Source organism: bacterium, from assembly GCA_035945995.1.
Lineage (GTDB): Bacteria > Sysuimicrobiota > Sysuimicrobiia > Sysuimicrobiales > Segetimicrobiaceae > DASSJF01.
In genome coordinates this window covers 75,623-90,283 of sequence record DASYZR010000153.1, presented here as the reverse complement: position 1 = coordinate 90,283, position 14,661 = coordinate 75,623, and the positions used below count along the sequence as shown (strand labels likewise).

At 67.0% G+C, this 14,661-nt stretch carries 7 protein-coding genes; 4 read left to right on the top strand and 3 right to left on the bottom strand.

What is annotated here, in order from left to right; genetic code table 11:
- Positions 1–42 precede the first annotated feature (42 nt).
- From VGZ23_18115 to VGZ23_18100, 4 genes are all read left to right on the top strand, one after another.
- The gene (locus VGZ23_18115) at positions 43–1,614 is read left to right on the top strand and encodes a baseplate J/gp47 family protein (protein HEV2359510.1); all 1,572 of its coding nucleotides are present in this window, start codon (positions 43–45) and stop codon (positions 1,612–1,614) included.
- A gap of 1 nt (position 1,615) precedes the next feature.
- Positions 1,616–7,333: a LamG domain-containing protein gene (locus VGZ23_18110; protein ID HEV2359509.1), complete on the top strand. Its 5,718-nt coding sequence runs from the start codon at positions 1,616–1,618 to the stop codon at positions 7,331–7,333.
- Between the two features lie 74 nt (positions 7,334–7,407).
- Positions 7,408–8,427, top strand: a complete 1,020-nt coding sequence (locus VGZ23_18105; GenBank protein ID HEV2359508.1) for a hypothetical protein — start codon at positions 7,408–7,410, stop codon at positions 8,425–8,427.
- Between the two features lie 67 nt (positions 8,428–8,494).
- Positions 8,495–12,838: a helix-hairpin-helix domain-containing protein gene (locus tag VGZ23_18100; protein ID HEV2359507.1), complete on the top strand. Its 4,344-nt coding sequence runs from the start codon at positions 8,495–8,497 to the stop codon at positions 12,836–12,838.
- Between the two features lie 33 nt (positions 12,839–12,871).
- On the opposite strand, the gene VGZ23_18095 is transcribed toward VGZ23_18100, so the two are convergent.
- From VGZ23_18095 to VGZ23_18085, 3 genes are read right to left on the bottom strand one after another with little or no spacing between them, the layout of a single operon-like run.
- Entirely contained in the window at positions 12,872–13,237 is a 366-nt protein-coding gene (locus VGZ23_18095; protein ID HEV2359506.1) for a cupin domain-containing protein, read from the bottom strand.
- Positions 13,234–13,776 (bottom strand): methylated-DNA--[protein]-cysteine S-methyltransferase, encoded by a 543-nt coding sequence (locus VGZ23_18090; GenBank protein HEV2359505.1) that lies wholly within the window; start codon positions 13,774–13,776, stop codon positions 13,234–13,236. Before VGZ23_18090 ends, VGZ23_18095 begins: the two co-directional genes overlap by 4 nt.
- Before the next feature lie 15 nt (positions 13,777–13,791).
- A complete protein-coding gene (locus VGZ23_18085; GenBank protein HEV2359504.1) occupies positions 13,792–14,634 on the bottom strand; it encodes an isocitrate lyase/phosphoenolpyruvate mutase family protein in 843 nt (280 codons plus the stop codon).
- Between the last annotated feature and the right edge of the window lie 27 nt (positions 14,635–14,661).

Below are 14,661 nucleotides of genomic sequence, written 5' to 3'. Positions count from 1 at the left end.
GGCCAAACGATCACCCTCATCGATCGCCCGTACTCGGAGATCGTGGACGACATCCTGACCGCCATCGTGGGCGGTATAGTGAACGAACCGATTTTCTTCGACGTGAAGGAAGACCTGTACCCGCTCTCCCAGCCCGCCCGCGATGTGCGCAGTGTGAAGGGCACGGTGTCCCGGACAGTCAACGGCCGGCTCACGCCCGGTCATCAGACTTTTCAGGCCGGGGTCGACTACCTGTTCTCCGCCGGCGACAACGCGATCGCGTGGCAGGCGGGCGGCCAGCGGCCCGACGACGAGACGGTCTTTTATGTCGATTATTTTCGTGTGGACACGCTGTCGCCCCTGAGTGATATCAACATCGGCAGCGTCACGCGAACCATCACCGAAGCCATCGGCCGGGAGATCGCCACCGTCTACCAACAGATCAACCAGGCCTACCTGGCCGGATTCGTGGACAGCGCCACCGGGCAGTCGTTGGACCTCGTGGTCTCGATCCTGGGCGTGGTGCGCAAGACCAAGGAGTATGCCACCGGGCTCGTCACGTTCTTCCGCGATCCCGCCGCCGGCGACGGGAATATCACGATCCCCGAAGGCACGCTGCTCAGCACGGGGAAGGGCGATGCCACCTTCGTGACCGCTGAAATGCGGACGCTGCAGCGCGGCCAGGTGCGGATCGACGTGCCGGTGCGCGCCGGCGAGGCTTCAAAGGGCCCGTCGGGCGTGGTGCCGCCAGGCTCGATCACCACGCTTGCGCAGGCGATCACCGGGATTTCGCGCGTGACGAATTTTGACGCGACGGTCCTCGGCGCCAGCGATGAGAGCGACGACGATCTGCGCGCGCGGGCGAAGGCCGTTCTGCAAAGTGTGGGCAAGGCCACCCTGGCGGCGCTCGCCCGCGCGGTCTTCGAAGAGCGTGCGAAGCTGGGTGAGGTCTGGGATCCCAACAGCGCGCCGGCGAAGCGCTCCGACCCCGGCACCGTGGTCCTCCTGGTCGAAACCGAGCCCGAGCGCCTCGTGAGCCTTCGGAGCGCCATCCAGGAGACACGCGCGGCCGGCGTCCTGGCAACGGTCGTCGCCCGCTACGTGTTCTTCAAGCCACGCCTGACGGTCAAGATCGCCAAGGGCCTGACGCCCGACGGCAAGGTGAAGGTGGTCAACGAGATCATCGATGCCATGCAGCAGTATGTGGACGGCTTGAGCGCCGGGACCCCGGCCAAGGCGCAAGACCTCTTGGCGGCCATTGCCAAGAGCGTAAAGGAAGTCGGCGATGCGAAAAACATCCAGGTTGCCGATGCCGTCACCTGGCGGTCGGACGTTGCGCGGCCCGGCGCCGAGCCGCTGGTGGACGCGCTCCTCGACGCCATCGCCGCGGCCCCGGCAGGCGACGTCAATGCGCTGCGCGCCGCGCTCACGGCCGTGCTGACTGAGGAGGCCCCGACCGCGCCCACCGAGCGCCGCATTCCGGATCGCAGCCTCGTCCAGGGGGCGAGCGGGGGACGCGCGACGGACGCGGAGATCACCGCGGGCCAGTTCCAGGTCGTCAGCGTAATCGGCGGCGAGAACTGGTCGATCGCGCTCGACGTCGAACCGGGGGACATTGCGCTCGCGGCGAGTTGAGATGCCGACGAAAACGGACCGCATCCTCGGCTATCTCCCCGGCACGTTCCGCGCGGTGCCCCGGCCCACGGCGCTGTACTCTCTCGTGGACGCCGTCGGAAATGATTTGCTCCAGGCGGAGAACAGCCTCGCGGCGGTCATGCAGGCTCACTGGGTCGATCTCGCCGACCGCGACGCGGAACTGATCGACGACCTGGCGCGCATCGCGTCGCTCTACGCCCTGGCGCCACGCGACGACGAGGCCGTCGAGGAGTTCCGCGAGCACCTGAAGCGGTACGTCCGCACGTTCTTGGATGGGACCGCGACAGTACAGGGCGTGTTGCGGCTGACGGCCGAAGGCCTCGGACTGCATCTCGCCGACGCCTATGAGGACATGGACGCCTGGTGGACGCGGCCGGACGACAGCCTGGTTACGGTCGTGCCCCGGGGCGACGCCGCCGCCAGCCTTCTGCTCGGCGTGGACGCTGTCCGAGTGACCGGGTCGCCGTCGGCCCCGGCCCGCGTCACCGGAACGCCGGACCTCGCGGCCGGCCTCGACCTTCGTGAGGCGTCGATCCTGAGCTGGGCCGTGGACGGGGGCGGCGCCGTGGCCCTGGACCTGAAGGCGCACGTCCCCGATCCCGCCGCAGCGACGCTTGCTGCGATCGTGGCCGCCATCAACACGGCGGCCGGTCTCACGATCGCCGGCATAGACGGTCACCACCTGACGCTGGCCTCGCCGACTTCGGGTCCCTCCAGCCGGCTCGAGATCCAGGACGTGGACGGCGATGCGGCGCCGCACCTCCTGGGGCTCCCCGCGCGCACCGTGCACGGCAGCGACGCTACCTCGGCGCAAGTCACCGGCACGGTCGACCTCGGCGGCGGCGTAGACCTCCACGAATCCCGCTATCTGCGCCTGTTCGTCGACGGCATGAACCTGGCCGAGGTCGACTGCGCGGGGCCCGTGCCCGCGACGAGCACGCTCGATCAAATCCGCGACGCGATCAATGCCGCGGTGGGGGCCGCGATCGCCTCTCACGATGGGCATTTCCTCACCCTCGCTTCTACACGGACCGGCTTCGCGAGCAGTATCGTCTTTCAGTCCCCCGCTGCCCAGGACGCTACGCCCCTCCTGTTTGGGCAGGTCGCCGCCGCGTATACCGGCATGGATGCACAGCCGGCGAAGTTGGTGGGCCCGGCCGACCTGCGTCAGGGTGTTGACCTGAGCCTGCGCTCGAACGTTCGCGTGCGGATCGACGGCAATGCGATCACGGTCGACTGCACGGGCGTGGATCCGACGCGCACGCAGGCGATCGAGATTGTCGGCGCCATCAACGCCGCGTTCCACGCTCAGGTGGCGGCCCTGGCGGGCCACGGTATCAGCGTCCAGTCGGTGACGGCGGGAGCCGCGGGAAAGGTGGTCCTCGAAGCGCCGGCCTCGGGAGATGCCACCTTCGACGTCCTGGGGATTCCGCCGCGGATTTTCACGGGATCACCGGCCACCGCTGCGCGACTCGTCGGCACGCCCGACCTCAGCCAGCATCAGGACCCTTCCGGGCAGACCGTCCCCGGGGTCGACTTGGGAGCCGTTCACCTGCTCAACGTCGCGCTCGACGGCGGTCCGCCCGTGGTCGTCGATCTCCGCACCGTCGCGCAGAACCCGCGGACTGCCAGGCTGACTGAACTCAACGCCGCCCTGAACGTCGCATTGGGCGCCGGGGTTGCGTCCGACGACGGCCGGCATCTCATCCTTACGTCGCCGACGGTCGGCGCGGCCGGCAGCGTCGAAGTCGTGCCGCTCGCGGTCGAACTGCGGCGCCGCTTTCTGACCCGCGCCTTCATCACCGACGAGGCCACGGAGGCTCTCTTCGGCTTCGTCCGCGCTCAGGCCGCCGGCGCCGCCGCCACCCCGGCCCGCGTCGAAGGAGCGGCGGATCTCAGCCGCGGCGTCGACCTTCGCGAGACCAGATTTCTCCGAGTAGGTGTGGACGGCGGGGCGCCCATAGACATAGACTGCGCGAAGCACAGCGCCCGGCCGCGCGTGGCAGTTCTCGACGAAATCGTCGCGGGCGTTAATGACAGGCTCGGAAGCGCCGTCGCCTCCCACGACGGCCGGCACCTGTTCCTCACGTCGCCCACGACCGGCTCCGGAAGCCGGATCGAGTTCCAGCGGGCGCGCGGTACCGATGTACTTGGACCCCTGCTTGCAATCGCGCCGACGACGGTACGCGGTTCCGAGGGCACGCGTGTGACCTTCAAAGGTACCGTCGACTTGAGTGGAGGCGTCGACCTCGGCGCCGCGAGCCACGTAAAGATCGGCGTGGACGGCGCCGCGGCCGTGGAGATCGCGTGCGCGGGCGCCGACCCCGCGCACACCCGGCTGAACGATATCGTCACCGCCGTCAACGTGGCGCTGCGCGCGATCATTGCCACTTCGGACGGCAGGCGGCTGATCTTGACCTCGCCCTCGGTTGGCGCGAACAGCCGCATCGAATTTTCAACTCCGGCCGGGCCGGACGCCACCCGGACCCTCTTCGGCATCGCGACGCCCCGGACGTATCAGGGCGCCGATCCCAAAGCGGCCAGGGTGGTGGGCACGCCGGCCCTCGCGGGCGGGATCGATCTCAGCACGGTCCGGTTCATGCGGATCGCCGTGGACGGCGGCGCGCCGGTTGACGTGGATACGGCCAAGGCCGCCGCCGATCCCGCCCATGCCACGTTGGCCGATATCCAGAAATCCGTCAACGACGCCCTCGGCAAGCCGGTGGCCGGCGACGACGGAACTCATCTCATTCTCACGTCGGTCGCGCCCGGCTCGGCCGGCCGGCTGGATCTCCTCGCGTACACCGCGAGCGATGCGCGTCAGGTCCTGTTCGGCCAGGTACCCGACGTGACCACGGGCGTGGATCCGGCTCCGGCCGCTATTACGGGCGTGGCGGATCTCCGGGCAGGCGTCAACCTTGCCGAGCGGTCCACACTCGCGTTGTCCGTTGACGGCAGCCGTCCCGTGGAATTGGACGTGGCCGGTGCGGCGCCCGACCGGACGTTCGCCGATGAAGTCGTCGACAGGATCAATGCCGCCCTGCCCGGCGTGGCCTCGGTGGCCGACGGCGATCACTTGCGGCTGACGTCCCCGACCAGCGGCGGGAACAGCAGCCTGCAGATTGTGCCTCTGCGCGCGCTAGAGCTCATCGAATATCCGCCTGCGAGCATCGATGAGCCGCCGCGCATTGTTCGGCACGGCGATCATTGGTCTGTCATGAACGATGGCGCTGCGGACGCCGATCTGCGCGTCGAAATCAGCGCGCCGCACGGCGACGCCGGTCCGGAGCTGGTGAACCTGAGCGCGGGTGTGCGCGTTCGGGTGACGGTGCTCATTCGTCCGGGTGAACGCCTGCGCCTCCGGCGTGGCGGCGACTCGCACCTGAGTGCGGAGGTGGTGGCGGCGGACGGCGGCGCGGCGGTCGTGCCCGGCTCCCGGATCCTGGCCGGTCCGCTCGGCGCGCAAGCTCACGTGCCGCTCAGGGGAAGTTGGCACCTCGTGGGCGGCGACGCGAGCGATTGGGCATCGCTGCAATTGAACAATCCGGATGCTCCGGCCATTGTCATTCTGCGGGCCAGGCAGCGCGGTGCGGCCGGGGATCAGACCGCGGTCGACGTGGTCGACGCGGCTTTGGCTGCCGGCACCGGCGTCCCTGCGCCAGACGGAAGCAGGATTCGCCTGACGGGAAAGGTGCTCGTTGACGCATCCGGAGCCAGGCTGGTAGACGCCGCCGGCGCTCTGCTGTGCTTGCTGCGCCCGAGTGCCGGCGCCACGCCTGGATTCTACGCCGGCCGCCCCGTGGTGGCAGAGGGACCGCTCTTTACGGGCGAGGGTACACCACCGGTCATGGTCGCGGAGCGCATCGCGCGCTTGTTCGATGTGACCTTCTCGGGCGCGGCCGCCGACGGAACCGCCGTGGTCGAGGCCCATTCCGGCGTCACCATCGGGACCGGCACCGGAACGCCGGACAGCCTGACGTGGCAGGTGAACAGCGCGCCTTCGCAGTTGGTCTTCGGCGAGGAGGTGGACAAAGGTGCCGCACTGATCCTGCCGCGCGGGCGGTCGGAGTGGCTGTACCTCAACTGCGACAGCGCGCGCTACGACCGCGGTCACTTCGACCAGACGAGGTTCGCCGGAGGTACCTGTCATGAGCGCGGGATCTTCGATGTGAGCCGTTTCGCGGATGCGGCGCCGGAGGTGGAGGCGGCCGTTTTTGCCCCGGCGCCGCCGCTCACCGACCCGACCGTTGAGGTCCTGTTTCAGTGGGTCCGATACCGGCCGGGTGCCTTCGTGGTCAACCTGCCGGCAGACTTGCCGGAAGCGTTCGGCGCGCGCTTCGACGAGGCCCGGTTCGGGCTGCCGGGGAATACTCCCGAGACTTTTCCAAGCGCCGTACTCGAGCCCAGCGTTCTGGGCGATCCTGGCGGCGACCCCGATTATCTTGTCAACCGCATCAACGACCGCATCAACGGCTCGAAGCTGGTGACGGCGAGATTCCTGAACCAGCCCAGCCCGCCCTTGGGATGGGAACCCATGGTCGTTCCTTTCCGCCATCCCCGCGCCAGGGCGCTCACCCTCGGCAGCCGCGGCGCGCCGGCGCGGATTTATCTGGCCGAGCAGGGCGTGCCGGGCCTGATCGAGCTGAGTGCGCGACAGCCGGGCGTCTGGGGCAACAGCATCGAAGTAACGGCGCGCCGGGCGGGCCCCGCCCGCTACGACGTGACCGTGGGCTACAAAGCGGCGAGGTTTGAGAGCGCCCGCCAGATCGCGTTCGCCGGCCAGATCACTGCCCCGAAGGACGATCCGCTTCCCGCACTGATCGACGCGATCCTCCGGCCGCAGCCTGTGGGCATCCTCCACGCCAAAGCGGCTGGTGTGCGCGCCGACGTGACTCGCGACCGTACCGACGTCGAGCCGACGCCCGGCACCGTTGTTGGCGGCGGCGGAGCGCCTGGTTTCCCTGGCACGTACCTTCAGTTTGATGGAATCAGGAGCTACGTCGAAGTCCCGGACAGCGACAAGTTCAGCATCACCGCCACCGGTGCGCTGACAGTGTCGGCCTGGATGAAACCCGACACCCTGAAATTTCCTCGGACGGACGGCACCGGATACGTTCACTGGCTGGGTAAGGGTGAAGGCTCAGGCGCGCAGGGAACGCAGGAATGGGCGTTCCGGATGTACAGCCGGGATAATACCGAGCATCGACAAAACAGGATCAGCTTCTACGTGTTCAATCCGGAGGGCCATGAGGGAGTCGGCAGCTACTTCCAGGATCCGATCACACTAGGCCGGTGGATTCACGTGGTCGGCGTTGCAGACGGCGAACGGACGTACATCTACAAGAACGGCGTCTTCCGGAAATGTGACCAGTACCGGGGCACGGGAGACGGGAGCTGCGAGTCGCACCCTCCCTTAGTGATCACGCCCAAGCGCGGTGACGCACCCCTTCGCATGGGCCATCGGGATGGGCACGGCTATTTTCTGGGCGGTCTCGCCGAGATCAGGGTCTGGAATCGATCGCTCAGTCGAGCCGAGATCGCGGCCCTGTACTCATCGGGTGTTGTCCCGCGAGCAGGGCTGGTCGCGGAGTACCTGCTCGATGAAGGTCAGAGCACCATTGCCCACGATACCGTGGGCCGCAGTGATGGCACGATATTCGGAGCGGCCTGGGAGTCTACGTCGCAGGCCAATGATTGAGTGATCGGCTCTACGGTGGTGGGCGATCGCCTCACCTCGAGAGGCGAAAACGACTTCACAAAGGAGAGGACAACATGGACAGCGACATCACCCCCTACGTTCCGCGCAATCCAGGCGACCTGATCACTGCCGGAGACTGGAACGAGGTTCAAGTAGACGTCAAGCAGGACATCGCGGCCTCGATTCAGACCGCGGTGGGGCAGGTCAACAACGTGCAGCACGCCGGGGACGCCGACACCCTGGGGGGCAAGACGCCAGACCAACTGACGCAGGATATCATCAAGCAGGTCCTCGCCGCCATACCGGGGCGAACCGGCTACCAGATGCTCTTCAAACGGCTTCGAGTCTGCCAGGAAAAGGTGATCAAGCACGGCCTCGGGGCTTTTCCCTTGGTCGATGTCTATCAGCTGGAATACTTCCAGGCCGTGTGCGCGAGAGGAGAGACGGCAGCCGACGAGACACCGGAATGGGTGAACCTGTACCTCTATCATACAGGCGAAAGGCGGATACGAATACCGCAACAGCCACCGGCATCGAGCCTCGTGGTCGACATCGAGCCGCCGGACACACAGCCCTATCGGGTACCGTTCGCCGAGATGTTGAAACTGTATGGCGTAAAATACACGGATACCACCAGCCTCGATGACCTAGAGACCGACTTCTGGACGGCGTTCTTCAACAGCCCGAACGATGAGTTCGATCCCGACCAGTATTGCCACTCACCGTGGTTCGAGAAGTGCTGCGGTGAAAAGAGATCCGTGAAGGAATTGAAGGACCGAGGCGACTGGGATGATATTTGGCTCAAAGTGGAGCCGAGAAAGACGATAAACTACCCCGACGCAGCGATAGCCATCGTGTCGGCTACTGCTGGTGGGCCTTTGACCGGCAACGTCACCGGGAGTTTCAGCCTCACATCCGACTGTCTGTCGCAACCTGCTCCTACGCAGATCGAGGTCACCCACCGCGATTTCGATACTCTGGCCGTCAGGTTACTTGCCCCTCCAGTGTACCCTCCCGACTTTCCGGGGACGGTCTTTACCGCACCTCCAGACTACCGGAGTGAGGCCAAGGTCATGTTGCTCCTGAAGGTTTAGGTGGCAAAGCGCGGACGCCAGCGCCGGTGGGCCGCTCTATGGTCGACTGGTCATCCGGGTCGTTGAGATGCGACTGATCGATCACCACGGCGGCGCCGACGACGCCTTTGAGGGCGACCGGACGCTCCAATGGCGCAGCCTGCCCGTCAACGCCCTGGTGACCAAGGCGACCCTCAAGGTGACGCCCACCAAGAGCGCGGATACGACCTTGTTCCAGGAGGTCATCAGCTTCACCGATGGCCAGGGAGACCTCGGCGCTACTAAGAACTTGGGAAGCGGTTTTGTCGAAGTCGACTTCCACAGGCGCCGAACCCTAGCCGTCGCTACCGGGCCTCACCTCTCGAACACGAACCTGCAGGTGGACCTTGGCGGTGTCTACGTCGAGATCAACACCAAGGGGGCCATTAGGACTCCTGGCGACAATCCATTCCCGGTCCCGGCCGACGGCACGCTCCCCAGTTTGACGGTGAACAAGTTCAAGTTGACCCCGCCGGCGACCGGCAGCACCGGCGCACCGAACGTCACCACCGTGACCATCCGGACGGTCCCGACCAACCTTGTCGTGCGCCTGGGAACATTGCCACCCGTCTGGACGCGACTCGGAGAAATGACCGCGGCCGAGACATCGCCCGATTTCGCCACAATTCTCCAAGCCTTCCTCGCAAGTGCGACGGCGGAAAACGGCTACTACGTAGTGCCCCTCGTGCTGCACTCCGACACCGTCTGTCGTCTGGACGTCGATCTCGAGGTCGAGTACGTCATGCGTACGAGCCTGCAGCCCCCGGGGCTCAAAGAGGTCGTGCTTCCCTACGATTACGGTACCGTGCCGAAGGCCGATCCCGGAGTACTGCACGTGGCGCTGCCGGCAAATACTCGGGTGCTGTCCGATGGGACCACAACTCGGGTGAAAGGAACCTTCGACGAGACGCGCGTTGTCTATGGGCCGACCGGGAGCGTGGTGCAGGCAGACAGCGTGAGCCTTTCCTCCGCCGAGTCTCAGGCGCAGATCCTTTCGCTCGATAGCGCGCAGGCAGCGACCGCGGTGGACCTGTTCCTCATCGCCGTGTCGCGAACCGTGCGCTTGGGGCTGGATCTCCGGGGCGATCTGGACGGCAAGCCGGACGCCGTCTCGCTGCTCGCTGCTTCCGTGCAGTTCGTGCTGGCCGGGGCCGCCGGCGCGCCCACCTGGGTCAGCGTCCCGCTGCCGTCGAGGCTTCAATTCCAACCGGCGTCCCAGCGGCGATACTGGGTAGTCCTCCAGAGTTTTGATGGCGAGGCCGCGTGGAACGTGCAGAGCGCGGCGCCCGGCGCCGTGGCGCTTCAACACACTCGGGACGGAGGACTCTCCTGGCGCGACACCCCCAGTTCGAAAGTACCAGGGGCGCTCGCCGCCATTCTGCGGTTGCGGGACAAACCCGACCGCTTCCAGGTGCCGGTCGAGCTCGAGGTAGGCGCCGGCAGTCAGGCCGTGCGCGTCAAGCTCGACCGCTACCAGCCGCTCGGCCGCGTGGATTTCGCGATCGACTCTTCCGATCTAGCCGGCGCTTTCAATCGGTATTCGTCGGCGGCGCTCCCGGCCGCATGCCCGGAGGGTGAGCAGCTCGCCAACGGAGATTTTGGGCAGTGGAACGTGGTCGGCAACGAGCCGGGGGATGCCGGCTTTATTCGCTTGGCCGCAAGTCCGGTCGCGGTGGCCGCGGCGCCCGACGGCCGGTGGGTCTATGTGCCGGGTATTCTCGATGAGACACTTCCGCTGCTCAGCATCGTCGACGTCATCTGTGATGAATTCAAGATCTCAGTACAACTCAAGAACCTGCAGGAAAAGCACGACACTCCCCAGGCCGTTGCGGTCCATCCCGACGGCAGCCGGGCGTACGTCCTCGGGCATACCAATCTCGATGTCATCGATGCGACAACCCGGGCCGAACTAGGTGTGCTGCCCTGGAGCGCGATCGACGCCTTGAAGATAGATTCTACCGGCGGAGGCTTCGGGACGGGTCTCGCGCTCAGCCCGGATGGCAGCCGGCTGTACGCGACGACCGTCGGCTCCACGATCGTCGGCCTTGACACGACGAGGCTCGAGCAGGCCGTGGTTGGCCAGGCGACGCTGGCTCCCGCAGACGTCGTGATAGTAGACGTCGGCTCGCCGGCGAGGGCAATCGCGGTGACCCACGACGGGAGCCGCCTTTACGCGACCGTGCCTGGGCGCAACAGCGTGGCCGCGGTGGATACCGCCACGCGGCAGCATGTCGACATTGCGGTAGGAGCGACCCCGGCGGCAATTGCCCTGACGCCGGACGGAAGCTTGGCGATCGTCGGCAACACCGCCGACAACACCCTTAGCGTCGTCGAGACGGCAAGCCGCCAGGGATCGACGATCAAGCTTGGGGGGCAACCGGCGGGCGTTGCCGTCTCGCCGGACGGACGGCGGGCCTTCGTAGCGACCGGTCAGATGGCCTCCGGAACGGCGAACGCGGTTACGGTCGTCGATCTGGACCGCCGCGCCGTCTCGGGTACTCCCAAACCATTGACGGTTGCTCCCTCGGCGATCGCGATCACACCCCAGGGTGATCGGGTATACGTCATACCCGCAGCCGCAACCGCCGAGATTGCGGGCATCGCCGCCCATGACGCTCCCCAAGTAGCGTTCATCCCAATCGGTGTTCGCGTGCCGGCAGAGTGGTTCTTGACCTCCGGGCAGGTTCTCCCAGTCTGTCTGCCCGAGCTTCCCCCGCCGGGTCTGGCGGTGGTGTTCGGCCATCGCACGCGTCAGGACTTTGAAGCCAATGTAGCCGCGACCGCGCTTTCGCAGGTGATTCCGATCGCCGCCTCATGCAACTACACGATTAGCTTCCGGGGACTGGCCATGGAGACAGGCGCCGTCGCCGAGGTGTTCTGGCTGGGACAGGATTGCGAGGCGACTCGAACGGACCAGGTGCCCATCCAGGCCGTCCGGCAGTCCGAACGCCAACAGCGTCTCGTTCTTCATCGCGCTCAGCTTAGTGCGCCCCCCGGCGCCGCGCAAGCCGAAGTGCGCTTCAGCGCTCCGCCGGGCGTCATCGCCGGGATTGCCAACGCCTCCCTAACGGCAACCTCGGAGAGCCTGGCAAACGGCGACCTACAGATCCTTGATGAACACGGCGGCTTTGCGCAATGGACCCCGCCGGCGCAGGCCTCTTCCCAGATCGTGGTCACAGCCTCGGCCGGCGCCAGAGTGATCAAGAACCCTGCCGGCGCGAGCGCCGAACTGGCGCAGGTTGTCAACGTGGTTCCCGGCAAGGCCTTTGTCTTGCGGTTCGAAGGACGGGCCGTACCCCTGATTTCAGCCGAGAACCATCCGAGCATCGACCTTCACTGGCTTGCCGCGGACGGCTCAGAAATTGGAGCACCGCTAAACCTCCCGGTTGCTCCCGAGAACTTTGACGAACACGCGGCCAGCGGGGTGACGCCGGATGGAACGGCGCAGGCGGGAGTTCACGTCGTCCTACCGGCTGGAACGGCCCTCATGGTCAATGAGATCTCGTTTCAGGCTCAGGACTCGCCTTCAATTCCGTTGTCGTTCGTTGCGCAGGCGCCCGGTGAACTCCGCGTGACCGAGGCGCGGGTGGTCTATGACGAAGTGTCCGGCGGGCGGATTCTTGCCTCGAAGGGCCTTTGTACACCCACGCCGCCGGGCCGCAGGCCTGGCGAGCCGGTGGGCGACTCATGTTTCTGCCCATGCTGTCAGAACGAGCAAACGCTGACCCAAGCCGCCGCCGCGGTCACCGCGGCAGGCCGGCCGGCCGTACAGGGGCGATGCGCGAACTGCGGGGCCGAAATGGTGCGGGGCGGTGGGGTGGTAGCTGCGGGCGCCCCCTCCGTGGCGGTGCGGAGGCTTCCCATCGCCACGCGGGTGCCCGGGGCGACCCCCGAGCGTCCGGAGGCGGTCGTCATCCCTTCCCTTGCGGCGATCCTCGGTATCGGCAAAGGACGCATGCGCCAACTGACAAAAGCCGGCATCACGTCGGTCGCAGAGTTGGCGGCGTCGAGCCCGGCGAAGGTGGCGCAGGCGCTCACGGGCGTGTCGCCTAAGAATGCCGCCGTGTTCATCGAAAGAGCGCGCGAAATTCTGAGGACGACCGCCAGCCGCCGGCCCGGAGTGGCCAACCCATTTGCCCCGGACGATGACCCGGCGGAGGGACCCTCGGCCTCCACGCCTCAACCGCCCATCGCCAAGGGCGAATCACTCGCCTCTATCAGCGGTCTCGGTCCGAGGAGACGCGCCCTCCTGGCGGCTGCGGGGATTGATTCAGTCGAAAGACTGGCTGCAGCCACCGCAGAGCAGGTGGGACGGGTGCTGAAGGACGCTGGAGTCGCCTTGAAGTACGCCGCGGTGTTCATTGAACGGGCGAAACAAGTTCTCGCATCCTGAGGGCATCCGCGCTTAAACTAGCCGGGCCAGCGGTCAAATCCAGGCGTCGTTCGGGGCGGTGCGTTCGCCGCCTTCGCGTCCGGTGTTCGCGACCCCGCGCGGCTCGATCAGCAGAACCATGACCTCGTTCTCCGCGTACGGCTTGTGCTCGACGCCTCTCGGCACGACGAACATCTCTCCCGCCGACAGATGAACAGCGCCGTCGCGAACATCGATCCTGAGATTTCCATCGATCACGAGGAACGCCTCGTCGGTTTCCGTATGGTCGTGCCAGACGAAGTCGCCTTGCAGCTTCACGACCTTGAATTGGTAGTCGTTCATTTCGGCGATGACTTTCGGCTGCCACTGCTCGGTGAAGAGGCCGAACTTCTGCCGGAAGTTGATCGGCCGGTACGTCATGCGAGACCCTCGGCGGCGGCGAAGAGGGGCAGGGGGCCGCGTTCGAAGTCGAGGAGGGCGCGCTTGATCGGGAGCCCGCCGCCGTAGCCCGTCAGCGACCCGTTGCTGCCGATCACCCGGTGGCACGGGACGACGATCGGCCACGGGTTTTGGCCGTTCGCCGCGCCCACCGCCCGGACGGCGGCCGGGGCGCCGATCTCGGCCGCGATGGCGCCGTAGGAGCTGGTCCGGCCGTAGGGGATCGCAGCAATGGCGGCCCACACGCGCCGCTGGAACGGCGTGCCGAGCGGAGCGAGCCGGAGATCGAACGTCCGCCGCGTCCCGGCGAAATACGCGGCGAGCTGCCGGGCGGCCTCAATCGCGTCGGGGGCAACCGGGCGCCAGGCCGGATCCACCGGACGCCGCCTGCGTCCGTCCTTGAACCACACGGCCCGCAGCCCGTCGTCCGCCTCCACGACCAGGAGCCCGCCGATCGGAGTGGCCAGGCGCGTGTACCGGATGGCCATCGATCCACCCGCGTCGTCTGTGCGTTGCGTCATGGGATCCCCTCGCGGTCATCCGGATCGCCGCTTCACGTCCTGGGCAAACAGGCGGTTCAAGTCGGCCCCGGACGCGGCGTCGGCGAAGGCGTCGAACCGGCCGGCGGCGAGATCCCGCGCCGCGCGCATGAACCCGCCCCACGCCGCACGCGCGAGCGCGCCGCCGACGCTGATCCGGCGTACTCCAAGGCCGGCCGCATCCTTGACCGTCAGTCCGATGGCGCCGCCGATCAACAGGTTCACCGGCTTCGGCGCCACCGCGTCGACGACCGCCGCGATCTCCTCGCGCGTCTTGATCCCCGGGGCGTAGAGACAGTCGGCGCCGGCCGCGGCGTAGGCCCGCAGCCGCCGGATCGCCTCGGCGAGGTCGGGCACGCCGGCGATGAAGCCTTCCGTCCGGCCGACGAGCAGCACGTCTCCGCCCGCCCGATCGATGGCGGTCCGTGCCGCGCGGACGCGGGCGACGGCGAGGTCGAACTCATAGAGCGGCCTCGCCGCATCGTCGGTGGAGTCTTCGATCGACAGGCCGGCAACGCCGGTGTCGACGCACAGCCGCACGTTCTCAGCGACGCCGGCCGGGTCGTCCGCGTACCCGGACTCGAAATCGGCATTCACCGGGAGATCGGACGCCTCGACGATGGTGCGGATGTGGGCGAGCATCGGATCGCGCGTGAGCGCCCAGTCGGCGTCGGGGAGACCCATCGAGAACGCCGCGCCGGAGCTCGTCGTCGCGAGCGCCTGGAATCCCACGGACTCAAGGTACCGCGTCGTCCCGACATCCCACGGATTGGGAATCACAAAACACCCGGATTCGTGGAGCCGGCGAAACACGCTGCGCTTCTCGGCGGTCGTCCGCATCGTACCGGTTGATCGGCCGCCGGGCGC